The following is a 23,410-nucleotide window of genomic DNA, read 5'->3' as shown; positions in this document are numbered from 1 at the left end:
GCACGGGACGGTCCGTCCCGTGCCGCACCGGAGGAGGGTCAGCGCACGACGCGGCAGACCAGGGCGTCGGAGGTGCCGCGCAGCGCGGACATCACCACGTCCGTGGTGAGGAACTTGCAGGCCAGGTACGGGTCACCGGAGCCCGCGTACGTCATCGGGCCGGGGCCGCCGGTGTAGCAGCGCAGGCCGCCGGACTCGTAGAAGCCGATCCACGAGGACGAGCTGACCTTGGCGTGACAGTAGTCGCCGATCGAGAGCGGCCCGAAGGTCACGTCCACGACGGCCGCCTGGGCGGGCGCGGCGAGGGCGAGCAGGCCGGCGGCGGCGAGGGAGAGCAGGGCGAGGCCGCGACGAAGCATGGATACTCCTTGGGGGGTGGTGGGCACTCAACCCGGAGTATCCGTTAGGAAACTTTCCTTAGCAATGCCTTGGCGGCGGGTGTGCGACCGGTTCGGCCGATCGCGGCCCGACCTGCCCGGGGCCGGAGAGCGGAAGCCCGTTCTCCGGCCCGGGGGCGGGGTCAGTCCATGATGACGATCTGGCGGAGCACCTCGCCGCCGCGCAGGGCCGCGACGGCGTCGTTCAGGTCGCCGAGCCGGATGCGGGCGCTGATCAGCGATTCCAGGTCGAGCTGTCCCGCCTTGTGGAGCTTGGCGAAGTAGGGGAAGTCGTGCCGCACGTCGGCCTCGCCGTACAGGCTGGACAGCAGTCTCTTGCCCTCGAACAGCAGGCTGAAGGCGGAGATGGAGACCATGTCGTCCACCGCGCCGGCGCCCACCACGATGACGTCGCCACCCGCCCGGGTGAGCTGCCAGGCGCTCTGGATGGTCGCCGACTTGCCGACGACCTCGAAGCCGTAGTCGAAGCCGCTGCCGCCGGTCAGCTCGTTCAGGGCCTCGGGGACCTGCTCGGGCGTGATCGCGTGCGTCGCGCCGACCTTCTTGGCCAGGGCGTGCTTGGACTCCAGCGGGTCGACGGCGAGGATCGTCCTGGCGCCGGAGACGCGGGCGCCCTGGATGACCGACAGGCCGACGCCACCGCAGCCGATCACCACGACCGTGGAGCCGGGACGCACCTTGGCGGTGTTGATCGCGGCGCCCACGCCGGTCGTGATGCCGCAGCCGATCAGCGCCGCCGCCTCCCACGACACGTCGTCGTCGATCTTGATCGCGCCCTGCCAGGGCACGATGACCTCCTCGGCCCAGGTGCCGCAGCCCGCCATGCCGAACGCCGTCGCGTTGTCGCCGCCGAAGCGGAAGTTGCCCTTGCTGAAGGACTCGATGACGTACTTCATGCACATGTACGGCTGCCCGCCCACGCACAGGTCGCAGGACTGGCAGGCCGGCCGCCAGCTGATCACGACGTGGTCGCCCGGCGCGACCGAGGTGACGTGCTCGCCCACCTCGACCACCTCGCCCGCGCCCTCGTGGCCCGGGATCAGCGGCACCGGCTGCGGAAGCACGCCGGACATGGCCGACAGGTCCGAGTGGCACACGCCCGTGGCTCTGATCCGTACGCGGACATCGGTCGGCCCGACGGGGGCCAGGGTGATGTCGTCGCGGATGTCCAGCTTGTCGTTGCCTACGGCGTGCAGGATCGCGGCGCGCATGGGGTTCCTCCTCGGCTACGGCTAGTCCTCTAGCGACAGGGCGGCTTTCGGGCAGGACCTGACCGCGCTGCGGACGCGGTCCTGCATCTCGGGGGGTGGTTCGGGGAGCAGGATGTGCAGCTGGTCGTCGTCGTCCACCTCGAAGACCTCGGGGGCGAGCCCCATGCACACGGCGTTGGCCTCGCAGACCAGTTCATCGACCTTGACCTTCATGTGAGCCTCCTGTGATCCCATGAGACCACTTTGGTGCGCTCGACGACGTAGGCGATCCGTTTTCTGCCGGTCTGCTCGACGTAGGGGGTGAGCAGGTCGTCCGGCACGCCCGGCGTCATCCTGCGCGCGATCATCATGCCGATGGCGAGCACCCGGTCCCGGTCGTCCACCTGCTCGGCCACGCCGTACACCAGGACGCCGCGGAGCTGGTCGTAGTCGTCGCCCGCCTCGACCAGGCAGCTCACCCGCGGGTCGCGGGCCAGGTTGCGGGCCTTCTGCGCCTTGCCGTACGTCCAGAAGGCGATGCGGCCCTCGTCCAGCCCGTAGAACATGGTCACCAGATGCGGTGTCCCGTCGGGATTGATGGTCGCGAGCTGGACCTTGCGCGAACCCTCCAGGAACGCCGTGACCTCGTCGTCGGACATCGCGATGCGAGCGCGCTGATTCACGTGCCAAGTAGAACAGGTTGCAAAGAAGCACGGCAAGAGGTCCCTGGAATGTTGTTCGGTTCGGCTAGGGTGCATGCCTATGACGATGCCGCCGGAGCTGCTGCAGGCAGCGGAGCACGCCAAGGGATTCATGCCGCCGAAGGAGGGTCTGGCCCTGTTCGAGGCCGCCTGCCGGTACGGCGGCCTGGGGCCGCTCTGCGAGATCGGCACCTACTGCGGCAAGTCGGCGATCTACCTCGGCGCGGCGGCCCGGCACGCCGGCTCGGTGGTCGTCACCGTCGACCACCACCGGGGCTCGGAGGAGATCCAGCCCGGCTGGGCCCACCACGACCCGGCCCTGATGGACCCGCGCTTCGGGCGGATGGACTCCCTGCCCTTCTTCCGCGCCGCCATCGCCGCCGCCGGGCTGGAGGAGGAGGTGATCGCCGTCGTCGGGCGGTCCGACCGGGTGGCCGCGTTGTGGAACACGCCGCTCGGCCTGCTCTTCATCGACGGCGGCCACTCCGAGGAGCCGGTGACCCGCGACTACGAGGGCTGGGCGCCGCACGTCATGGAGGGCGGCGCGCTGGTCTTCCACGACATCTATCCCGACCCGGCCGACGGCGGGCAGGCCCCCTACCGGGTCTACCTGCGGGCCCTTGAGTCGGGCGCCTTCCGCGAGGTGTCGGCCGAGGGCTCGCTGCGCGTGCTCGAACGCGTCGGCCGGGGCGTCTAGCGCCGGTGGCGGCGGTTCCACGACCGGCGGGTGTGGGCCTGCCAGCGCTGGAAGTCCTCGTGGGTGTGGGCGTCGTGGCCGAGGGCCAGCAGCGCCTGGTCGGTCCAGGCGGCCGCCTCGTCGGGCGCGGCGTCGGCCAGGATCGGCACGGCCAGCCGCGCGTGGTCCGGCAGCGCCCCCGACCGCAGCCGCGCCGTGACCGCGAAGGCGCAGCCCTGGGCCAGGTGGGCGCGGAAGCCGTCGGCGCCGGCGTGCTCGGTCAGCCACCACAGCTCGTCGCTGTCGGCGCCGCCCGTGTACGTGGCCGCGAACCCCACGCCGCTCCACAGGTCGGCCCGCCGGCTCGCCGGGAAGCCCGCGATGCGCGCGCCGACGTCGTCCGGCGAGGCGCAGTCGTGGTACCACAGCAGCCGGCCGAGGCCCTGGTCGAAGACCGCGCAGTGGGCGCGGGTGAGCAGGTCCGGCATGCTCCTGCGGCCCACCATGCGGTCCGCGCGCGACAGGCTCCACTGGAAGCCGAACCCGTCCACGGCCAGCCAGCGCATCAGCGGGTGCGCCCGCCGCGCGCCCCAGACCGGACGCAGCCGCAGCAGCGCGTAGCCGCGTCCGGCGCCGACGTACGCGGCGTGGCGGTGATGCTGGGCGGGGCCGGCCAGTAGCTCGTGAAGGCGCCGGCCCCGGGTCAAGGTGAGCAGGTCGAGCACGGTGCAGGCGGCCGCCGCGCCCTCGTGGCCGAACGGCCGCTGCTCGGGTGAGAGGTCTTCGATCTTCTCGACTTCCCGCGACATGACCGCGTTGAAGCCGAACACGTACGACTGCTCGGAATCCGTGAAGACCGTCCGGGGAGCCCCGGGGCGCAGCCGGAACCTGCGCCGGCCCAGATCGGACTCCGAAGGATCCTTGGCCAGAAACCTCCGCAGCCCCCTCGCCGGGGACAGTGTCGGCTCGATCCTGACCTGGTCCAAGAACGCTGTTGTGCCCGTGTCGCCCACGCTTCCCCCGAAGACGCCTCCTACGGCCAGACACGAAGCTAGTAACCCCATTGCGCCGTTCACCGGCGGCGCACCGGATGTCCCCGGCAAAGAACCCGCAAAAGCCCTTGCGCCGACGCCGCGCCGAATCAGCCGGGGGGCGCCGACCTGAACGACTGGCGCTCCACGCACCCGCACGCCTCCGGATCCGACACCGACGTGCCCGCGATGTCGCGGAACAGCCCGGAACCGGGGGACAGGCGCTGCAACGCGTCCGCGGCGAGGATGGCCGCGGCCGCGGTGTAACCGGAGCGCTCGTGCGGGAAGTGCTTGCGGTTGACGAACTGCCAGCCGGTCCAGTACGAGCCGTCCTCGTGGCGCAGGTGCTGCACGTCGGCGAAGAGCGCGGCGGCCCGCGTACGGTCGCCCATGGCGTCCAGGGCCAGCACCAGCTCGCACGTCTCGGCCCCGGTCACCCACGGCTGGTCGGACACGCACCGGATGCCGAGCCCCGGCACCACGAACGTGGACCACTCGCGCTCCAGCAGCTCGAACGCCTGCCGCCCGCGCACCGCGCCGCCCAGCACCGGGTAGTACCAGTCCATCGAGAACCGGCTCTTGTCGGCGAACGCCTCCGGGTGCGCCGACAACACGTGGGCCAGCCGGTCGGCGGCCAGCTCCCAGTGCGGCTGCGGGTCGCCCAGGTGGTCGGCGAGCAGCACGCCGCAGCGCAGGCCCTGGTGGATCGAGGAGCACCCGGTCAGCAGCGCGTACGCCGCCGCCCGGCCGTGGGCGTCCCGCTCCCAGACGATCTCGCCCCGCTCGGTCTGCAGGCCCACCACGTAGTCGAGCGCGGCCTTGACCATGGGCCAGTGGCGCTCGGCGTGCTCGCGGTCGCCGGTGACGAGAAGGTGGTGCCAGACGCCGGCGGCGACGTAGGCGGCGTGGTTGGACTCGCCGCCCGCCTCGGTGGCCACGCCGTCCAGCAGCTTCATCGGCCAGGAGCCGTCGGGGCGCTGGTGGCGGGCCAGCCACTCCCAGCCGCGCCGCACCGGCTCGGTCAGCCCGGCCACGGACATGCCCATCAGGCACTCGACGTGGTTCCACGCGTCCACGTGCCCCTCGGGCCAGGGCACGCCGCCGTCGTCCTGCTGGATGGCCGCGATGCTGAGGGCCGTGCGGACGACCTCCTCGCGGGAGATCATGGCTTCTTGACGTAGAGGACCACGCTCTTGCCGATGAGCGGGTTGAGCAGCGCCTCGGCGATTCTGGTGGCGGCCGGGCGCTTCATGATGTCCCACACCAGCAGCTCGTGGTACGCCTTGGCGACCGGGTGGTCGTCGTTGTTGACGCCCACCGCGCACTTGATCCACCAGTAGGGCGCGTGCAGGCCGTGGGCGTGGTGGTGCGGGCCGATCTCGAAGCCGACGGACTTGAGCTTGGCCGACAGCTCGGCCAGCGTGTAGATCCGCACGTGGCCGCCGGGGGCGGTGTGGTAGTCCTCGTCCAGGGCCCAGCAGATGCGCTCGGGCAGGAAGCTCGGCACGGTGATCGCCGCGGTGCCGCCCGGCTTGAGCACGCGGAAGATCTCCCGCATGGCGGTCATGTCGTCGGGGATGTGCTCCAGCACCTCGGCCGCGATGACCCGGTCGAAGCCGCCGTCCTCGAACGGCATGTCCAGCGCCGTGCCCTGGACGGTCTCGCCGGTCGCGCCCAGCGGCACCTCGCCCGCCTTGTCCATCGCCACGAACATGGCCGCCACGTTGTCCAGCTCGGCCTGGTCCATGTCGAAGGCGACGACGTCGGCGCCCTGGCGCAGCACCTCGAAGGCGTGCCTGCCGCCGCCGCAGCCCAGGTCGAGCACGCGCACGCCGGGGCCCACGGGGAGCCGGTCGAAGTCCACGGTCAGCACTTTGTCGCTTCTCCTTGATCAGCTCTTGGGGCTTTGCGTTCGGGGGTCAGCGGCGGGCCTTGTGCGCCGCCATCGCCTCGCGGTACGCCTCGACCGTCCGCTTGGCGACGACGTGCCAGGTGTAGCGCTCCATGACCCGGTCGTAGCCGGCCTTGCCCACCCGCTCGCGCTCCTCGGGGGAGTCGTGCAGGCGGCGCAGCACGGCCGCCAGCTCCTCGGCGTCGCCCGGCGGGACCTGGACGGCCGCGTCGCCCACGACCTCGGGCAGCGCGCCCGTACGGCTGGCCACCAGGGGCGTACCGCAGGCCATGTGCTCGACGGCGGGCAGCGAGAAGCCCTCGTACAGCGAGGGGACCACGGAGATCTCCGAGGTGGCGATCAGCTCGCCCAGCTCGTCGTCGGAGATGCCGTGCACGAAGCGCACCCGGTCCTGCAGCGACAGTTCCTGGACCAGCCGCTCGGTCGGGCCGCCGGGGGTGGGCTTGCTGACCACGGTGAGGTTCACGTCGCGTTCGGTGGCGAGCTTGGCGACCGCGCGCAGCAGCGTGGCCACGCCCTTCATCGGCGAGTCCGCGCTGGCCACCGCGACGATCGAGCCCTTGCGGCGGGGCTTGTCCGGGCGCGGGTGGAAGTAGCGGGTGTCCACGCCGAGCGGGATCAGCCGCATGTTGGCCTGCGGGACGTTGAAGTCCCGGTGGATGTCGGCCAGCGACGACTCGCTGACGGTGAGGATCGGGCTGAGCCTGGGGGCGACGCGCGACTGCATCTTCACGAACCCGTACCAGCGGCGCATGGTGAGCTTCTTGTAGCCCGTGGCGGCCTCCAGCTCGATCCGCCGGTCGACGCTGATCGGGTGGTGGATCGTCCCGACCACGGGGAACAGCTTCTGGATGCCGAGCAGGCCGTAGCCGAGGGTCTGGTTGTCCTGGACGACGTCGAAGTCGCCGACGCGCTTCTTCAGCTCGCGGTAGGCGCGCAGGGTGAAGGTGAGCGGCTCGGGGAAGCCGGCCGTCCACATGGTGCCGACCTCCAGGAGATCGATCCAGTCGCGGTACTCGGCCAGCTTCGGGGTCCTGAACGGGTCCTCGTCCCGGTAGAGGTCGAGGCTGGGCACCTCGCGCAGGACGACGCCCTCGTCCAGCTCGGGGTAGGGCGGTCCGGAGAACACCTCGACGTGGTGGCCGAGCGCGACCAGCTCACGGCTCAGGTGCCGGAGGTAGACGCCCTGCCCGCCGCAGGTGGGCTTGCTGCGATAGGACAGCAGCGCGATCCGCAGCGCCTCGCTCACGGACACCCCTTTCTCCGCCGGTAGGCCCATGTTTTCTGCGGTAAGGCCCCAAGAGGCGGGCGTGTACCGTGAAAGATGACCTTAGTCCGAGAAGGCTACCATTCGGTAGGTCACCTGGAATTGTTCACAACAGTCTCCACAGGCCGTGCGAACTGCGACATTAAGGTAACCGAGCGTGGTTCGGTGGAACAGGTTCTAGTGGGCTTTGGTGCTGCGTCCAGGCGCTTAGCTGTACATTCCCGTCCCAAAGGGACGCGGTGCGGGCCACCGTACCTACGTGATAGTTGGAGGACCCCTTGGCCAGGCGCGCTCTGATCACCGGCATCACCGGCCAGGACGGTTCCTACTTGGCCGAGCACCTGCTCGACCAGGGGTACGAGGTGTGGGGGCTGGCCCGCGGGCAGGCGAACCCGCGCGTCTCGCGCATGCGCAAGCTGCTGGCCGACGTCCAGGTGGTGCGGGGCGACCTGCTGGACCAGGGGTCCTTGATCTCCGCGGTGGAACGCGTTCAGCCCGACGAGGTGTACAACCTGGGGGCGATCTCGTTCGTGCCCATGTCGTGGGAGCAGGCCGAGCTGACCGCCGAGGTGACCGGTATGGGCGTCCTGCGGATGCTTGAGGCGATCCGGGTGTGTTCGGGCGTGTCGCGGGGCGGGGGATCGTCGTCCCCGGGGCAGATCCGCTTCTACCAGGCCTCGTCCTCGGAGATGTTCGGGCAGGTCACCGAGACGCCGCAGAACGAGCGCACAGCCTTCCATCCGCGCTCGCCGTACGGGGTGGCCAAGGCGTACGGGCACTTCCTCACGCAGAACTACCGCGAGTCGTACGGGATGTTCGCGGTGTCGGGCATCCTGTTCAACCACGAGTCGCCGCGGCGCGGCGCGGAGTTCGTGACCAGGAAGGTCACCCTCGGGGTGGCCCGGATCAAGCTCGGCCTGGCCACGGAGCTGCGGCTGGGCAACCTGGAGGCGCGTCGCGACTGGGGCTACGCGGGCGACTACGTCAAGGCGATGCACCTGATGCTCCAGGCCGCCAATCCCGAGGACTACGTGATCGGCACCGGGCGGATGAAGTCGGTGCGGGAGCTGGTGGAGGCCGCCTTCACGGCCGCCGGGCTGGACTGGGAGCGGCACGTGGTGGTCGACCAGGGGCTGCACCGCCCGGCGGAGGTGGACCTGCTGTGCGCCGACCCGAAGAAGGCGCGGGCGCAGCTGGGGTGGGAGCCGCGGGTGTCGTTCGACGAGCTGGTCGCGATGATGGTCGAGAGCGACCTGCGCCTGCTGTCCGCCGGCGGCGACCCCGACCAGGACAGCTCCTGGCCCTAGAGGCGGTTCCGCCCTCCTTGGCCCGCCCGGTCCGGTGCGGGCCTTTTTGCTGCTCACGACTGCTCTCGGTCTGGCCCATTGACAAAGAGGATTTTTACGTAAAAGATTGTTTTTGCGATGAGAGATGTCCTGTATCTGGAACAGATCGAGCAGGCCGAGGCGCTGCTCAAGCCGCAACGGGTCGAGGTGCTCAGGCAGCTGGCCGAGCCGCGTACGTGCTCGGAGGTCGCCGAACGCCTCGGGCAGACGCCGCAGCGGGTCTACTACCACGTCAAGCGGCTGGTCGAGGCCGGTCTCGTGGAGCTGGTGTCCGAGCGCAAGGTGCGCGGCGTCCACGAGGGCATCTACCAGGCCGGCGCGCGGTCGTACTGGTTGTCGCCGCGGCTGGTCGGCCGGATCGGGCTGCGCAAGGCGCGCGACGAGCTGAGCCTGGGCTACCTGCTCGACCTCATGGAGGAGGTCCAGGCCGACATCGCCGCGCTCGACCGGGACGCGCCCGAGCTGCCGTCCATCGGACTGTCCGGAGAGATCCACGTGCGTCCGGAGAGCCGCCAGCAGTTCCTGAACGACCTGCAGGGCATGCTGCAGGAGCTTTTCACTCGTTACGGCGGCGCTGAGGGAGACGCCTTCAAGCTCGCCGTCGCCTGTTACCCCAAGGGAGAAGAGCATGAGTGAGCCGATGATCGCGAAGGTCCGCGTCCAGGCGCCGGTCAAGGAGGTGTGGCACGCGCTCACCGATCCGGCCGCGGCCCGGGTCTGGCTGGCCGAGCACGTCGAGGTGGACCTGCCGGACCGGTTCGCGTTCTGGGGCCGTACGACGCCGGAGGGCGACGCGCCGCACCAGCGGGTCCTGTCGGCCGACGAGCGCGGCGTGCGGTTCGCCTGGCTCCTGGACGGCGTCGAGACGACCGCCGAACTCGCGGTCGAGGAGGACGGCGACTCGGCGACGATCGTCTCGGTGACGCAGTCGCACTTCGACTTCCAGGACGTCGTCACCGGCGCCAGCATCCGGGGCGTGCTGCAGACGTACTGGTTCCAGGTGCTGGCCAGCCTGGCCGAGCACGTCGAGGGCCGCCCGCTCACGCCGCGCGCCGACTTCACCGCGCGCGAGCTGCGCGCCGAGGTCACCATCGACGCGACGCCCGCCCAGGTCTTCGAGTCGCTGGTCGACTCGGAGACGGTGAGCGAGTGGTTCGGGATGCCGATCGACATCGAGCCGTACGTCGGCGGCCGGTTCGCCATGGGCGGGTTCGCGAACGACCCGTCGCCGGCCAAGGTGCTGGAGCTGGAGCCGGAGCGGCGGTTCTCCGTCGACTGGGGCGGCGCCGGGGTGAGCTCCTGGGAGCTCGCCGGGTCCGCCGGCCGGACGCGGCTGACGCTCGTGCAGAGCGGCTTCGACGCCGAGCGGCCGCCGTACGCGGCCTGGGGCGGGATGCTGTCCGGGGTGGCGGAGCTGCGGCGTTACCACGAGGTGCCGGACTGGCGCCCGATGTGGGTCGCCTGACCGCGCCGGGTCAGCCGGGTCGGCCCGGTGTGTCCTGACCGCCGTCCGGCAGGTGGTCGAGGACGGTCTCGGCGATCGTGGCGAGCACCTCGACCTGCTCCCGCGAGAGCAGGTCGATGAAGTGCCTGCGCACCGACGCCACATGGGCGGGCGCCGCCTCCTGGATGGCCCGCAACCCTCCGTCGGTCAGCACGACCACGGCCCCGCGCGCGTCCCCCTCGAACCCCTCGCGGGTGACCAGCCCTCGCTGCTCCATCCGTGAGATGTGCCGGGAGAGGCGGCTCTTCGACCAGAGCATGCGGTCGGCCAGCGCGGTGAGCCGCCACCGGTGGCCGGGCGTGGAGGTCAGCGCCGACAGGACGTCGTAGTCGGGTGCCGACAGCCCCGAGTCGCTCGCGAGGTCGCGGCTGACCTGGGCGTCCAGCAGCAGGCGCATCCTGCGGTAGCCGATCCAGGCCCGGAACTCGGCGTCGTCCAGCCAGTTGGGCTCCATGACCCGGCAGTTTAGTTGACGTGTAACCGACCTCCGCTCTAGGTTTACATGTAAACCAAAGTGGAGGAGGCGGGTCGTGTTCGGACTGGGCATATCGACGTCGGCGGCGTCGGGGGCCGATCCCGTGGGCGACGCCCGCGCGGCGGAGGAGCTGGGCTTCGACTTCGTCTCGGCGTCGGACCACCCGTGCGGCGTCGAGCCCACGTACGAGCTGTGGACGATGCTGACCTGGGTGGCCGCCGCCACCTCGCGGATCAGGGTGGCGACGCGGGTGCTGGGGGTGCCGTACCGGCCGCCCGCGATGGTCGCCAAGATGGCCGAGACGCTGCACCGGCTCTCCGGCGGCCGGCTGATCCTCGGCCTCGGCGGCGGCTACTCCGACGAGGAGTTCCGCGCGTTCGGGCTCGGGGTGCCGACGCCCCGCGAGAAGGTGGACGGCATGGTGGAGGCCGTCCACATCATCCGCGGCCTGTGGTCCGAGTCGGACTTCACCTACGAGGGCTCCCGTTACCGCACCGATCGGGCCACCATCGAGCCCAAGCCCCTCAGCCCCATCCCGATCTGGCTGGGCACGTACGGGCCACGCGCCCTCGACGCCACCGGCCGGCTGGCGGACGGCTGGATCCCGTCCCTGGGGTTCGCGCCGCCGGAGCGGGCGGCGGCCATGCGCGACCGGATCCTGTCGGCCGGTCGCGCCGTCGAGTGCGTCTACAACGTCACCTTCCGCATCGGGTCCCCCGCAGAGGACGACGGCGTGGTCGCCGGCTCGGCGGCGGAGGTGACCGACCGCCTGGCGGCGTTCGTGGACCTGGGGTTCACGTCGATGAACTTCACGCCCCTCGGCCCCGACCCGCGCGCCCAGGCCGAACGCCTGGCCGAGGACGTCCTGCCCGCGCTGCGCGCGGCGGCCTCCTGACCGGCGGCGGCCTGCCGGGAAGGCGATCCGGGCCTGCGGCGAAGCATGGGTGACCGTCCACCACTTCGTGAAGGCAGCCTGATGACGGAGACGAGAACGTGATCGCCGAAGCGGGCGAACAGCTGACCGACGCCGAGCTGGCCGCCCGGTACCGGCGGGACCCCGAGCTGTTCACCCTCGTGCACGATCGCCATTTCCGCGACATCTACCTGTACGTGGCCGGCCGGCTGGACACGCAGATCGCCGAGGACATCACGGCCGAGACGTTCCTGCTGGCCTTCGACCGCCGCGACCGGTTCGACCCGGAGCGCGGCGGATTGCGGCCCTGGCTGTTCGGCCTGGCCACCAACCTGATCGCCAGGCACCGGCGCAAGGAGATCCGCCACTACCGGGCGCTGGCCCGGCTGGGCCCCGAACCCGTCATGGAAGGCCATGAGAACCGGGTCGTGGCCTCCGTCACGGCCCAGGGCATGCAGCCCTACCTGGCCAGGGCGCTCGCCGCGCTGTCGCCGGGCGAGCGTGACGTCCTGCTGCTCGTGGCCCTCGGCCAGCTCGGCTACGACGAGGTGGCCCAGGCGCTCGGCATCGCCCCCGGCACGGTCGGCTCCAGGCTCAGCCGGGCGCGCGCGAAGATCCAGGCCCTCGTCGACAAGGAGACAGCTCGTGGATGACCTGAAGGAGCTCGCCACCCTGCTGGCCAAGCCGGAACCGGCCGCCGGGGCGATGGCGCGCAGCAGGAGCCGCCTCCTGGACAGGGCGCGCGGCCGTACCCACCGCCGGCGGACCGGATGGCTCGCGCCCGCGCTCGCCCTGGCCGCCGCCGCGGCGGCCGTCACCGTGCTCGCGACGGGCGCGATCGCGCCCGCCGGCACGCCGGCCTCGGGCAAGGAGGTGCTGCTCATGGCCGCGGCGAGCGCCGAGCGCACGCCCGAGGGCGCCGGACGCTACTGGCACGTCAGACGCGAGTACCGGGGCGTGGACATCCCCGCCCATGAGAGCTGGACCACGCGGGACGGCCGGCGCTGGTCCAGGGGCCGGCCGGACGCCCCCGCCGGGGTCGTCGTGCCCGACCCGAACCCCCTCAGGCTCAAGGGGGCCGAGGTGAGCATCGAGGAGCTCGAAGAGCTGCCGACGGAGCCGGCGGCGCTGACGTCCCGGATCGCCGCGCTGCCCGGGCTCGCCAGTGCCATGACCTCCTCCGAGCAGCGCGGCGATCCGCTGTTCTCGCTGGTCGCGCTCATCTCGGAGCTGCCCGCGCCGCCGGAGGTCCGGTCGGCGGCGTTCCGGGCGCTCGCCGCGACACCCGGGGTCGAGAACGCCGGCGAGGTCGAGGACGGGCAGGAGCTGCGCTTCCCCAACCCCGACGGCGGGCCGGAGATCAGGATGGTGGTCGATCCCGAGAGCGCCCGGGTGATCCGGACGAACTACCTCTACGGCGGCGACGGGGGCCTGTCGTGGGGCAGAGACTTCGTTTGGGTGACGGCCGGCTGGACCGACCAGCCGCCGCGATGACGCGGACCGGCGGTCGTTCACCTCGCGCCGCACCGACACCGGCGGGTCGCAATGATCAGCCTCCGCGACGACGCGGTGAACCGCTGAGTGAGTAGCCGGACGGTTGTCCACAGAACGCGGTTCGGCTCTGCGGGGGCCGGGGTGAGGGCGTCAGCCTGGACCCCGTGAACGCCGCACTCTCGTTGCTCGGCCGCGCCGAGCGCATCACCCGGTCCTGCCGGCAGGCCGTCGTCTGCCGGCAGACGGCCGCACACGTCTGGGGCCTGAGCGTGCTCTCCGTCCCCGAGGCCGACTGGCCGGTGGAGGTGATCGCCCCCGCTCACGTGGCGATCCCCGGCTGCGTCACGTACGTGGGCGAACCGCCCGCCGACGACGTCACCGACCACCGGGGCGTCCGGCTCACCACCATGGCGCGCACGGCCCTCGACTGCGCCCGGTCGTTGCCGCGTCCCGAGGCGGTGGCGGCGCTCGACCAGTTCGCGCGGCGGGGCGTCGACATGGAGGCGCTGTGGCGTCGTCCGCTCAACTCCTGGCGGCTGCGCGACACGCTGAGCCTGGCCGACGGCGGCGCCGCCTCGCCCCGGGAGAGCTGGCTGCGGGTCGTCCTCGTCGACGGCGGCCTCCCCAGGCCCGCCACGCAGCTCGCCGTGCCCCTGGGCGGCGGCCGACACGCCTACCTCGACCTGGGGTGGGAGCCGTACCGGGTGGGGGTGGAGTACGACGGCCAGGAGCACCACACCTCCCCGGCGGACCGGCGGCGTGACGCGGCCCGCCGCGAGGAGCTGCGGCGGCTGGGCTGGCGGGTGATCGCCGTACGCCGCGACGTCATCCCCGGCCAGATCGCCGGCCTTCTCCGGCACGTCGCCGACGCGTTGATCGAGCGCGGCTGGCAACCCGGCCCGGAGGGCACCGTCCGCGTCCTCCGCCAGATCCGCGCGGCCCGCCGCGGAACCGCTCGCCATCCCCGGCGCCGGCGGTTCTCGTGAGAGCGTCCCCGGTGGCTCGGAGGGCGTCGGCAAGGTCAGGCGATCGTGACCGGGAGTTCCTTGATGCCGTTGATGAAGTTCGAGCGCAGGCGGCGGGCCGGGCCGGCCTGGCGGATGCGCGGCCGGCGCCTGGCCAGCTGCTCGAACAGGACACGCAGTTCCAGCTTGGCGAGGTGGTTGCCGAGGCAGAAGTGCGCGCCGCCGCCGCCGAACCCGATGTGCGTGTTGGGGGTGCGTCCGATGTCGAAGACCTCGGGGTCCGGGAAGACGGAGGCGTCCCGGTTGGCGGAGGAGTAGAAGACCACGACCTTGTCGCCGTCCTTGATGGGCTGCCCGCCGAGCACCTGGTCCGCCATCGACGTGCGCCGGAACAGGTTGACCGGCGAGACCCACCGGACGATCTCGTCGGCCGCCGTCCTGGCCAGCATGGGGTCGGCCACCAGGCGGTCCCACTGGTCGGGGTGCTCGAAGAGGGCCAGCATGCCGCCGGAGGCCGCGTTGCGGGTGGTCTCGTTGCCCGCGACGATCAGCAGCAGGACGAACAGGTCGAACTCGTCCTCGCCGAGGGTTTCCCCCTTGTCGTCGGGCTGGAGGAGCTTGGTGATGATGTCGTCCTTGGGGGCGGCTCTGCGCTGCGCCGCGAGCTCGTTGGCGTAGGCGTACACCTCCATGGCGGCGCCGGAGCCCTCCTCGGGGGTCGCCGCGTAGTCGGGGTCCTGGGCGCCGATCATGCGGTTCGACCAGGAGAACAACTTGTCGCGGTCGGTCGCGGGGGCACCGAGCAGCTCGCAGATCACGTACAGGGGGAGCGGGGCGGAGACCTCGGTGACGAAGTCCACCTCGCCGGAGCACTTGTCGAGCAGGTCGTCGCAGATGTCGCGGATGTGCTGTTCGAGGGCGCCGATCGTCCGGGGGGTGAAGCCGCGGTTGACCAGGGAACGCCGCCTGGTGTGCTCGGGCGGGTCCTGGTTGAGCATCATCAGCCGCTGGAGGGCGATCTGGTCCTCGGGCATCTCGTCGAAGAGGGCGAGCTTCTTGGCCGAGGAGAACAGGTCGGAGTGGCGGGACACGTGCACGACGTCCTCGTAGCGGGTGACCGCCCAGAACCCGGGCTCGCCGTCGTGCCAATGGACGGGGGAGTTGGCGCGGAGCCAGGCGAGCTGTTCGTGGGGTGGGCCGGAAGTCGCGTAACGGTCCCTGTCTACGAGGTCGATATGCACGCGCGGTCACCTCTTGATCAAGCGCTTGGTTTATTCGTACTGAAACGTGTTCTATTACGCCACTGTACGCCCGTCAAGTAGCCCCACCCCGCCACCCTCCCCACCCTCCAGACACGCCCGCCATAACCCCGGAGCAGACACCCGCCCGCCATAACCCGACAGCAGCCACCCCCCTCCCCGCCGACGCTTCCTCACCCATGCCCCAGCCCAGCCCCACAGCGGTGCCGCCCCCCCCGTGCTCACCACCGCTAACCGACTTCGCCCCACCTCCAAGCCCACTCCCAAGCCCGGCCCTCAAGCCCGGCATCAGCACGGCTCTTGGCGGCGACCGTGCCGACGTCCAGATTGGCGAGGATTGTCTGGGGCGGCGCCAAGGACGTCACTTCGAACGGGCGGAGCCGTCAGGAGTGGGCGAGTGGTGAGGGAGAAAGGGCGAGGTACCTCCGATGTTTTTGGAGGTGGTGCGGATCGGCGAGGGAGGGGAATCTTCGGAGCCGTAGGGGCTGGGAGAGGTGGTTGGTTGGGGTTCGAGGTGTCGTTCTGGGTCACGGATCGGATGTATCCCGCTGGACGCCCTTGACATGCGCCGCCATGTCGCAGCAGCATCTGAGGCACAGACATCCGATGAATAAGTGAAGGGTGCGGTGTGAAGCTGCTGCGAGTGGGACCTGTCGGACAGGAGCGGCCGGTGGTGATGGACGCCTCCGGCACCCTGCGCGACATCGGGGAGCCCGAGATCGACGGGGCTTTTCTCGCCTCCGGGGGAGTGGCGCGCGTGCGTGACGCGCTGGAGCGCGGCGACCTGCCCGTCGTCGACGCCGCCGGGCTGCGGGTGGGCGCGCCGATCGCCCGGCCGGGCAAGGTGGTCTGCATCGGGCTGAACTACCGCGACCACGCCGCCGAGTCCGGCGCGGAGCCGCCCGCCGAGCCCGTGGTGTTCATGAAGGCCGCCAACACCGTGATCGGCCCGTACGACGAGGTGCTGGTGCCGCGTGGCAGCGTGAAGACCGACTGGGAGGTGGAGCTGGCGGTCGTGATCGGCCGGCGGGCCCGCTATCTCGACAGCCGGGACGAGGCCCTCGACGTGATCGCCGGGTACGCGATCTCCAACGACGTCTCCGAGCGGGAGTTCCAGCTCGAACGCGGCGGCCAGTGGGACAAGGGCAAGTCGTGCGAGACGTTCAACCCGCTGGGTCCCTGGCTGGTGACGGCCGACGAGGTCGGCGACCCGCAGAGCCTGGGGCTGCGCCTCTGGGTGAACGGCGAGCCGCGCCAGGACGGCGGCACCAAGGACATGATCTTCGACGTGGCCGAGATCGTGCGGTACCTGAGCCGGTTCATGGTGCTCGAACCCGGTGACGTGATCAACACCGGCACTCCGGCCGGGGTCGCGATGGGCATGCCCGGCCAGCCGTACCTGCGGGCGGGCGACGTGATGGAGCTGGAGATCGACGGGCTCGGCCGCCAGCGGCAGACGGTGGGGCAGGCCTGATGGCGTACAGAATCGTCGCGCTGGAGACGCACGACGTGCGTTTCCCCACGTCGCGGGAGCTGGACGGCTCGGACGCGATGAACCCCGACCCCGACTACTCCGCCGCCTACGTGGTGCTGAAGACCGACGACGGGGTCGAGGGGCACGGGTTCGCGTTCACCATCGGACGCGGCAACGACGTGCAGACCGGAGCGATCCGGGCGCTTGAGCCCTATGTGCTCGGCCGGGACGTCGAAGACCTCGGCGCGCTGTACAAGGAGCTGGTCGGCGACTCGCAACTGCGCTGGCTGGGCCCGGAGAAGGGCGTCATGCACATGGCGATCTCCGCCGTGGTCAACGCCCTGTGGGACCTGAAGGCCAGGCGGGCGGGCAAGCCGGTGTGGCGGCTGCTGTCGGAGATGTCGCCCGAGGAGATCGTCGGACTGATCGACTTCCGCTACCTGAGTGACGCGCTCACCCAGGACGAAGCCCTCCAGATCCTGAAAAATGCGGAAGAAGGGAAGGAAGAGCGGATCCAGCGGCTCATCGAGACCGGCTACCCCGCCTACACCACCTCTCCCGGCTGGCTCGGCTACGACGACGACAAGCTGCGACGCCTCTGCAAGGAGGCCCTCGACCAGGGCTTCGGCCAGATCAAGCTCAAGGTCGGCGCCGACCTCGACGACGACCTGCGCCGCTTCCGCGTGGCCCGCGAGGTCTGCGGCCCCGACTACCCGATCGCGATCGACGCCAACCAGCGCTGGGACGTCGCCTCGGCCATCGAATGGGTGCGCGCGCTGAGCCCGTACCGGCCGCACTGGGTGGAGGAGCCGACCAGCCCCGACGACGTGCTCGGCCACGCCGCCATCGCCGAGGGCATCAGGCCGGTCCCGGTCGCCACCGGCGAGCACGTCCAGAACCGCATCGTCTTCAAGCAGCTTCTCCAGGCCGGCGCGATCTCCTACCTGCAGATCGACGCGGCCAGGGTCGGCGGGGTCAACGAGAACCTGGCGATCCTGCTGCTCGCGGCCAAGTTCGGCGTGCCGGTCTGCCCGCACGCGGGCGGCGTCGGGCTGTGCGAGCTGGTGCAGCACCTGTCGATGTTCGACTACGTGGCGATCACCGGCACGATGGACGGCCGCGTGATCGAGTACGTCGACCACCTGCACGAGCACTTCGTGCACCCGGTCGTCATCGACCACGGCCGCTACACCGCCCCCATGGCCCCCGGCTTCAGCGCCGAGATGCACGCGGCGTCGATCGCCGCCCACAGCTTCCCCGACGGCCAGGTATGGAGGGCCACGTCATGACGCTCAAGGCCATCGTGACCGGCGGCGGTTCAGGCATCGGCCTGGCCACCGCCACCCTGCTCGCGGCGCGCGGCATGCAGGTCGCCTGCCTCGACCTCGCCCCGCCCGGCGACCCCTTCGTGGGGATCAAGGCGGACGTGGCCGACGACGCGTCCGTGCGCGCGGCGGTGGCCGAGGCCGCGGAACGGCTCGGCGGCATCGACATCGTGATCAACAACGCGGGCGTCGGCGCCCAGGGCACGGTCGAGGACAACCCGGACGAGGAGTGGCGGAAGGTCTTCGAGGTCAACGTGTTCGGCATCGTCCGGGTGAGCCGGGCGGCGCTGCCGTACCTGCGCAGGTCGGAGCACCCGGCCATCGTCAACACCTGCTCGATCGCGGCCACCGCGGGGCTGCCGCACCGGGCGCTCTACAGCGCGACCAAGGGCGCGGTGTTGTCGCTGACCCTGGCCATGGCCGCCGACCACGTCCGCGAGGGCATCCGCGTCAACTGCGTCAACCCGGGCACCGCCGACACCCCGTGGGTGGGGCGGCTGCTCGACTCGGCCGACGATCCCGAGGCCGAACGAGCGGCGCTGAACGCCAGGCAGCCCATGGGCCGCCTGGTCAGCGCCGAGGAGGTCGCCGCCGCGATCGCCTATCTGGCAGGTCCCGAGTCCGCCGCGACCACCGGCACCGCGCTCGCGGTCGACGGCGGCATGCAGGGGCTACGGCTCCGGCCAACCAACCAAGGAAGGTAACCCCCCATGAAGATCGGTCCGGTGGTCGCGAGCGCGGCCCTGCTGGCGGTCGTCGCCGCCTGCGGCTCCAGCGGCACGAACGGCTCCAGCGGCTCCAGCGGCTCCACGGCGGAAGGGGGAGGCGGCGGCAAGGTGGGCATCGACCACCCGCGCGCCGACTCCGACTTCTGGAACTCCTACATGAAGTACGTCCCGCAGATGGCGACCGAGCTCAAGGCCGACCTGATGCCCGCCACGAACTCCCAGAACGACGTCTCCAAGCTGGTCAACAACGTGCAGGCGCTGGTCGGCCAGGGCGCCAAGGCGATCGTCATGGCCCCCCAGGACACCGGCGCCATCGCCAACACGCTGCAGCAGCTGGAGAACAAGAAGATCCCCGTGGTCACCGTGGACACCCGGCCCGACAAGGGCAAGGTCTACATGGTCGTACGCGCCGACAACCGCGCGTACGGCACCAAGGCGTGCGAGTTCCTCGGCGAGAAGCTCGGCGGCAAGGGCAAGGTCGTGCAGCTGGAGGGCGCGCTCAGCTCGATCAACGGCCGCGACCGGTCCGAGGCGTTCAACGAGTGCATGAAGAGCAAGTTCCCCGGCATCACGGTGTTCAGCGAGCCGACCGAGTGGGAGGGCAGCAAGGCGGCGTCCATGCTGCAGACCCGCCTGGAGCAGAACCCGGACATCAAGGGCATCTACATGCACGCCGGCGGCGTGCACCTGGCTCCGACGCTGCAGGTGCTCAAGCAGAAGAACCTGCTGGTCCCGCCGACCGACCCCAAGCACGTCTTCGTGGTCTCCAACGACGGCATCCCGCAGGAGTTCGAGGAGATCCGCAAGGGCAACATCGACGCCACGGTGTCGCAGCCGGCCGACCTCTACGCCCGGTACGCGATCTTCTACGCCAAGGCGGCGGTCGACGGCAAGACGTTCCAGCCGGGCCCGACCGACCACGGCAGCAACATCATCCAGCTGCCCAACGGCTTCGAGGACCAGCTCCCGGCGCCGCTGGTGACGAAGGACAACGTGGACGACCAGAACCTCTGGGGTAACCAGGTCAAGTGATGAAATATCACGTTGAAGCCCGAAATGTCGTCAAGCGTTTCGGTCCGACCACCGCGCTGAACGGCGCGGAGATCGCCATCGCCGAGGGCCAGACCCACGCCCTCGTCGGCCGGAACGGCGCGGGGAAGTCCACCCTCGTGTCGATCCTCACCGGGCTCCAGCGGCCGGACGAGGGCGAGGTGCTGTTCTCGGGAGAGGCGGCGCCCGCCCTGGCCGACCGCGACGCCTGGCGGCAGCGCGTCGCGTGCGTGTACCAGAAGTCCACGATCATCCCGGCGCTGACGGTCGCGGAGAACCTGTTCGTCAACCGCCAGACCGGCCGCGGCCGGATGATCAACTGGCGGGCGCTGCGGGCCAAGGCGCGCGAGCTGCTGGACACCTACGAGGTGGACGTCGACCCGCAGGCGCTGGCCGGCGAGCTGGGCGTCGAGCAGCGGCAGCTCGTGGAGATCGCGCGGGCGCTGTCGTTCGGCGCCCGGTTCATCATCCTCGACGAGCCCACCGCCCGGCTCGACGGCCCGGCCATCGAGCGGCTGTTCACCCGCATGCGCTCACTGCGCGAGCAGGGCGTCACGATGATGTACATCTCCCACCACCTGGACGAGGTGTACGAGATCTGCCAGAGCGTCACGGTCTTCCGCGACGCCCGGCACATCGTGACCCGGCCGGTCGCCGGGTTCCCCCAGGACGAGCTGGTGGACGCGATGACCGGCGAGGCCACGGCCGCCTACGAGTCCCGGCAGCGCGTGCCGGGCGAGGCGGTCGTGCTGTCGGGCGCGGGCCTGTCGCTGACCGGCCGCTACCAGGACGTGGACATCTCGGTCAGGTCCGGCGAGGTCGTGGGCCTGGCGGGCTCGGCGAGCAGTGGCAAGGTCGGCCTGGCCGAGACCCTGGTCGGGCTGCGCAAGCCGGACACGGGCGTGGTCACGATCGACGGCACCCGGGTCAGACCGGGCGACGTGCCCGCCGCCATGCGCGCCGGGCTCGGGTTCGTGCCCGAGGACCGGCACCACGAGGGTTTCGTGCCGATGTTGTCGGTGGGGGAGAACGCGACCCTGCCGATCGCCCACAAGCTGGGCGCCTACGGCATCGTCTCGCCCGCGCGACGCCGGGCCAGGGCCGTCCAGATGATCGAGAGCCTGGACATCAAGACCGAGGGGCCCGACCAGCCCGTCGGCGACCTGTCCGGCGGGAACGCGCAGAAGGTCGTGTTCGCGCGGGCGCTCGTGGACGACCCGAGGGCGCTGGTCGTGATCAACCCGACCGCGGGCGTCGACGTCAAGGCCAAGCAGGCCCTGCTCGGCGCGGTCGAGGACGCGGTCGGCCGGGGCGCGGGGGCCGTCGTGGTCTCCGACGAGCTCGACGACCTGCGCATCTGCGACCGGGTGCTGGTGATGTTCCACGGCAGGGTCGTCAAGGACGTGCCGCGTGGCTGGACCGACCACGAGCTCGTGGCCGTGATGGAAGGCATACAAGAGTGACCACTTTGACTGCTCCGGCCCCCCGGCTGAGGCTGGCCAGGTTCCGCGACCTGACCCTGGTGCCGGTGATCCTGCTCCTGCTGGTCGTGGGCGCGTTCCTCGACCCGACCTTCCTGACGGCGGGCAACCTGACGAACGTCCTGCAGCAGCAGGCGGCGATCTCGCTGCTCGTGCTGGCCGAGGCGATGATCCTGATCGCCGGGAAGTTCGACCTGTCGCTGGAGTCGACGGTCGGCACCGCGCCCGGCATCGCCGTGATGCTGGTCGTACCGGCCTCGGCGGGCGGGTTCGGCCTCGGGCTGCCCGGCTGGCTGGTGATCCCGCTGGCCCTGCTCGTGGGCGCGGCCATCGGCGCGTTCAACGGGTTCCTGATCATCAGGTTCCAGCTCTCGGCGTTCATCGTCACGCTGGCCATGCTGATCATCGTGGACGGCCTCCAGCAGGGGCTCACCCAGGGCAAGACGCTGTTCCAGCTCCCCGACTCGATGCTCTACCTCGGCAGCGCCACCTGGCTCGGCCTGCCCGCCGCCATCTGGATCGCCGCGCTGCTGTTCGCCGCCGGCGTCTTCGGCCTGACCTACCTCAGGCTCGGCCGCTCCCTGTACGCCATCGGCGGCAACGCCGACGCCGCCCGCGCCGCCGGCATCCGGGTGGACCGCGTGCTGTTCGGCGTGTTCGTCCTCGGCGGCATCCTGGCCGCCACGGCCGGCATCCTGGAGACCGGACGCCTCGGCGCGATCGGCAACGAGATGGGCGACGGCTGGATCTTCATGGTCTTCGCCGCGGCCGTCATCGGCGGCGTCAGCATGGACGGCGGCAAGGGCACCGTCCTCGGCGCGCTGACCGGTGTGCTGGTGATCGGCCTGGTCCAGAACATCCTCACCCTCATCGGGGTCTCCGGTTTCTGGCAACCGGTCATCTACGGTGGCATCATTCTCATCGCACTGATCATCAGCAGGATCGCCGGCGGAAAGGCGCAGGACTGATGGAACGCCTCGCCCTGCGCACCAGGCTCCGGCCCGGGTGCGAGGAGACCTACGAGCGGGAGCACGCCACGATCCCGGCCGCCCTGGAGTCCGCGCTGCGCGCCCACGGCGTGATCTCGTGGCGCATCTTCCGCGACGGCCTCGACCTGTTCCACTTCGTGGAGGTCGAGGACTACGCCGCGCTGCAGGCCGCGCTCAAGGACGACCCCGCCGACCAGGCCTGGCAGCGCCAGATGAACCGCCTGCTCGACGGCGACTTCGACCAGTCGGCGGGCGGCCTGCGCCAGGTCTGGGAGCTGACGTGATCGACCTGCCCCGCGTCGGCCTCGGCGGCGCCCCGCTCGGCAACCTCTACCAGGCGGTCTCCGGCGAGCAGGCGCGGGCCACGGTCGACGCGGCCTGGGACAGCGGCGTGCGGCTCTTCGACACCGCGCCCCACTACGGGCTGGGGCTGTCCGAGCGCCGCCTGGGCGCCGCGCTCGCGCAGCGGTCGGGTTACGTCCTGTCCACGAAGGTGGGCCGGCTGGTGGTGCCCTCGCGGGTGCGCGACGACGACGAGATGTTCGACGTCCCGGTCGGGCTGGGCCGCGAATGGGACTTCTCGGCCGACGGCGTGCGCGACTCCCTGGAGGACTCCCTGGCCCGGCTCGGCCTGCCGGAGATCGACATCGCGCTCATCCACGACCCCGACGACCACCTGGAGCAGGCGCTGGCCGAGGCGTACCCGGCGCTGGCCGAGCTGCGGGAGCAGGGCGTGGTCAAGGCGATCGGCGTCGGGATGAACCAGTGGCAGGCGCCGTTGCGCTTCGTCCGGGAGACCGGCGTCGACGTCGTCATGCTCGCCGGGCGCTACACGCTGCTCGACCAGTCGGGGCTGCCGCTGCTGGACGAATGCGCCGAACGCGGCGTCCGGGTGCTGGCCGCGGGGGTCTTCAACAGCGGCCTGCTGGCCACGCCGGCCCCGTCGGGCACCTTCGACTACGCGCCCGCGCCGGCGCCGCTGCTGGACCGGGCCACCCGGATCGCCGCCGTCTGCGAGCGCCACGGCGTCTCGCTGCCGCAGGCGGCCATGGCCTTCCCGCTGCGCCATCCGGCGGTCGCCTCGATCGTGCTGGGCGCCCGCGCGCCCGAGGAGGTCCTGGCCAACGCCGCCCTGTGGGCCCGCCCGGTCCCCGAGGAGCTGTGGCTGGAACTGGCCGGCGAGGGCCTGCTGGGCTGACCGCGGCCGGGCCCCCGCCCGGCCGCCGGCCTCG

General features: G+C 71.1%; 26 protein-coding genes. 16 read left to right on the top strand and 10 right to left on the bottom strand.

Annotated elements, in window-relative coordinates; translation table 11 throughout:
• Positions 1–38: 38 nt before the first annotated feature.
• The 4 genes from ACIBQ6_RS09285 to ACIBQ6_RS09270 form a co-directional block, all read right to left on the bottom strand.
• Complete coding sequence (locus tag ACIBQ6_RS09285; RefSeq protein WP_358288867.1) at positions 39–359, bottom strand: hypothetical protein; 321 nt, start codon at positions 357–359, stop codon at positions 39–41.
• Between the two features lie 161 nt (positions 360–520).
• Positions 521–1,609 (bottom strand): Zn-dependent alcohol dehydrogenase, encoded by a 1,089-nt coding sequence (locus tag ACIBQ6_RS09280; RefSeq protein WP_358288864.1) that lies wholly within the window; start codon positions 1,607–1,609, stop codon positions 521–523.
• A 21-nt stretch (positions 1,610–1,630) separates the two neighbouring features.
• Positions 1,631–1,822 (bottom strand): ferredoxin, encoded by a 192-nt coding sequence (locus ACIBQ6_RS09275; protein ID WP_352324009.1) that lies wholly within the window; start codon positions 1,820–1,822, stop codon positions 1,631–1,633.
• Positions 1,819–2,271 (bottom strand): pyridoxamine 5'-phosphate oxidase family protein, encoded by a 453-nt coding sequence (locus ACIBQ6_RS09270; protein ID WP_352324010.1) that lies wholly within the window; start codon positions 2,269–2,271, stop codon positions 1,819–1,821. The genes ACIBQ6_RS09275 and ACIBQ6_RS09270 overlap by 4 nt, the downstream gene beginning before the upstream one ends.
• An 85-nt stretch (positions 2,272–2,356) precedes the next feature.
• Here ACIBQ6_RS09270 and ACIBQ6_RS09265 point away from each other — a divergent pair, with 85 nt between their 5' ends.
• On the top strand, positions 2,357–2,986 hold the full coding sequence (locus ACIBQ6_RS09265) for a class I SAM-dependent methyltransferase (RefSeq protein WP_358289072.1): 630 nt from the start codon (positions 2,357–2,359) through the stop codon (positions 2,984–2,986).
• On the opposite strand, the gene ACIBQ6_RS09260 is transcribed toward ACIBQ6_RS09265, so the two are convergent.
• From ACIBQ6_RS09260 to ACIBQ6_RS09245, 4 genes are all read right to left on the bottom strand, one after another.
• Positions 2,983–3,951, bottom strand: coding sequence for a DUF1702 family protein (locus ACIBQ6_RS09260; RefSeq protein WP_364330745.1), 969 nt, complete (start codon positions 3,949–3,951; stop codon positions 2,983–2,985). The genes ACIBQ6_RS09265 and ACIBQ6_RS09260 overlap by 4 nt on opposite strands.
• Before the next feature lie 155 nt (positions 3,952–4,106).
• Positions 4,107–5,162, bottom strand: coding sequence for a prenyltransferase (locus ACIBQ6_RS09255; RefSeq protein ID WP_397210871.1), 1,056 nt, complete (start codon positions 5,160–5,162; stop codon positions 4,107–4,109).
• Positions 5,159–5,869, bottom strand: coding sequence for a methyltransferase domain-containing protein (locus tag ACIBQ6_RS09250; RefSeq protein ID WP_352324013.1), 711 nt, complete (start codon positions 5,867–5,869; stop codon positions 5,159–5,161). Before ACIBQ6_RS09250 ends, ACIBQ6_RS09255 begins: the two co-directional genes overlap by 4 nt.
• Before the next feature lie 46 nt (positions 5,870–5,915).
• The gene (locus ACIBQ6_RS09245; RefSeq protein WP_352352296.1) at positions 5,916–7,187 is read right to left on the bottom strand and encodes a glycosyltransferase family 4 protein; all 1,272 of its coding nucleotides are present in this window, start codon (positions 7,185–7,187) and stop codon (positions 5,916–5,918) included.
• Between the two features lie 266 nt (positions 7,188–7,453).
• On the opposite strand from ACIBQ6_RS09245, the gene ACIBQ6_RS09240 reads away from it, so the two are divergent.
• The 3 genes from ACIBQ6_RS09240 (at position 7,454) to ACIBQ6_RS09230 (ending at position 9,986) form a co-directional block, all read left to right on the top strand.
• Positions 7,454–8,482, top strand: coding sequence for a GDP-mannose 4,6-dehydratase (locus ACIBQ6_RS09240; RefSeq protein WP_358288852.1), 1,029 nt, complete (start codon positions 7,454–7,456; stop codon positions 8,480–8,482).
• 117 nt (positions 8,483–8,599) lie between these two features.
• A complete protein-coding gene (locus tag ACIBQ6_RS09235; RefSeq protein WP_352324016.1) occupies positions 8,600–9,157 on the top strand; it encodes a helix-turn-helix domain-containing protein in 558 nt (185 codons plus the stop codon).
• The gene (locus ACIBQ6_RS09230; RefSeq protein ID WP_358288849.1) at positions 9,150–9,986 is read left to right on the top strand and encodes an SRPBCC family protein; all 837 of its coding nucleotides are present in this window, start codon (positions 9,150–9,152) and stop codon (positions 9,984–9,986) included. The genes ACIBQ6_RS09235 and ACIBQ6_RS09230 overlap by 8 nt, the downstream gene beginning before the upstream one ends.
• Positions 9,987–9,996: 10 nt before the next feature.
• On the opposite strand, the gene ACIBQ6_RS09225 is transcribed toward ACIBQ6_RS09230, so the two are convergent.
• Entirely contained in the window at positions 9,997–10,479 is a 483-nt protein-coding gene (locus tag ACIBQ6_RS09225; protein ID WP_397210869.1) for a MarR family winged helix-turn-helix transcriptional regulator, read from the bottom strand.
• Positions 10,480–10,555: 76 nt separating this feature from the next.
• Between ACIBQ6_RS09225 and ACIBQ6_RS09220 the strand changes: the two genes are divergently transcribed.
• The 4 genes from ACIBQ6_RS09220 to ACIBQ6_RS09205 all read left to right on the top strand — a co-directional run bounded on the left by ACIBQ6_RS09220 (position 10,556) and on the right by ACIBQ6_RS09205 (position 13,893).
• Entirely contained in the window at positions 10,556–11,395 is an 840-nt protein-coding gene (locus ACIBQ6_RS09220; protein ID WP_397210867.1) for an LLM class flavin-dependent oxidoreductase, read from the top strand.
• Between the two features lie 98 nt (positions 11,396–11,493).
• Positions 11,494–12,066 carry an RNA polymerase sigma factor gene (locus ACIBQ6_RS09215; protein WP_397210865.1) on the top strand — a complete coding sequence of 191 codons (573 nt, stop codon included), beginning with the start codon at positions 11,494–11,496 and terminating at the stop codon, positions 12,064–12,066.
• Positions 12,059–12,907, top strand: coding sequence for a CU044_5270 family protein (locus ACIBQ6_RS09210; RefSeq protein ID WP_397210863.1), 849 nt, complete (start codon positions 12,059–12,061; stop codon positions 12,905–12,907). Before ACIBQ6_RS09215 ends, ACIBQ6_RS09210 begins: the two co-directional genes overlap by 8 nt.
• Positions 12,908–13,071: 164 nt before the next feature.
• Positions 13,072–13,893 (top strand): DUF559 domain-containing protein, encoded by an 822-nt coding sequence (locus tag ACIBQ6_RS09205; protein WP_397210861.1) that lies wholly within the window; start codon positions 13,072–13,074, stop codon positions 13,891–13,893.
• Between the two features lie 35 nt (positions 13,894–13,928).
• Here ACIBQ6_RS09205 and ACIBQ6_RS09200 read toward each other — a convergent pair whose 3' ends face one another.
• Positions 13,929–15,113, bottom strand: a complete 1,185-nt coding sequence (locus ACIBQ6_RS09200; RefSeq protein ID WP_397210859.1) for a cytochrome P450 — start codon at positions 15,111–15,113, stop codon at positions 13,929–13,931.
• Between the two features lie 646 nt (positions 15,114–15,759).
• Here ACIBQ6_RS09200 and ACIBQ6_RS09195 point away from each other — a divergent pair.
• Genes ACIBQ6_RS09195 through ACIBQ6_RS09160 form a run of 8 tightly spaced genes read left to right on the top strand, consistent with a single transcriptional unit; the run spans position 15,760 to position 23,376 of the window.
• Positions 15,760–16,605, top strand: coding sequence for a fumarylacetoacetate hydrolase family protein (locus ACIBQ6_RS09195; RefSeq protein ID WP_352324024.1), 846 nt, complete (start codon positions 15,760–15,762; stop codon positions 16,603–16,605).
• Entirely contained in the window at positions 16,605–17,894 is a 1,290-nt protein-coding gene (locus ACIBQ6_RS09190) for an L-fuconate dehydratase (protein ID WP_397210857.1), read from the top strand. Before ACIBQ6_RS09195 ends, ACIBQ6_RS09190 begins: the two co-directional genes overlap by 1 nt.
• Positions 17,891–18,634, top strand: a complete 744-nt coding sequence (locus ACIBQ6_RS09185) for an SDR family oxidoreductase (RefSeq protein WP_358288826.1) — start codon at positions 17,891–17,893, stop codon at positions 18,632–18,634. The genes ACIBQ6_RS09190 and ACIBQ6_RS09185 overlap by 4 nt, the downstream gene beginning before the upstream one ends.
• A 6-nt stretch (positions 18,635–18,640) precedes the next feature.
• On the top strand, positions 18,641–19,690 hold the full coding sequence (locus ACIBQ6_RS09180) for a sugar ABC transporter substrate-binding protein (protein WP_387671174.1): 1,050 nt from the start codon (positions 18,641–18,643) through the stop codon (positions 19,688–19,690).
• Positions 19,690–21,171: a sugar ABC transporter ATP-binding protein gene (locus ACIBQ6_RS09175; protein WP_387671172.1), complete on the top strand. Its 1,482-nt coding sequence runs from the start codon at positions 19,690–19,692 to the stop codon at positions 21,169–21,171. The genes ACIBQ6_RS09180 and ACIBQ6_RS09175 overlap by 1 nt, the downstream gene beginning before the upstream one ends.
• Positions 21,168–22,157 (top strand): ABC transporter permease, encoded by a 990-nt coding sequence (locus ACIBQ6_RS09170; RefSeq protein ID WP_352352283.1) that lies wholly within the window; start codon positions 21,168–21,170, stop codon positions 22,155–22,157. The genes ACIBQ6_RS09175 and ACIBQ6_RS09170 overlap by 4 nt, the downstream gene beginning before the upstream one ends.
• The gene (locus tag ACIBQ6_RS09165; RefSeq protein ID WP_358288817.1) at positions 22,157–22,462 is read left to right on the top strand and encodes an L-rhamnose mutarotase; all 306 of its coding nucleotides are present in this window, start codon (positions 22,157–22,159) and stop codon (positions 22,460–22,462) included. The genes ACIBQ6_RS09170 and ACIBQ6_RS09165 overlap by 1 nt, the downstream gene beginning before the upstream one ends.
• Positions 22,459–23,376, top strand: coding sequence for an aldo/keto reductase (locus ACIBQ6_RS09160; RefSeq protein ID WP_397210854.1), 918 nt, complete (start codon positions 22,459–22,461; stop codon positions 23,374–23,376). The genes ACIBQ6_RS09165 and ACIBQ6_RS09160 overlap by 4 nt, the downstream gene beginning before the upstream one ends.
• Positions 23,377–23,410 lie beyond the last annotated feature (34 nt).

This window comes from Nonomuraea sp. NPDC049655 (assembly GCF_044465465.1).
Lineage (GTDB): Bacteria > Actinomycetota > Actinomycetes > Streptosporangiales > Streptosporangiaceae > Nonomuraea.
The sequence above is the reverse complement of the archived record's forward strand: the minus strand, read 5'-3'. Positions and strand labels throughout refer to the sequence as shown.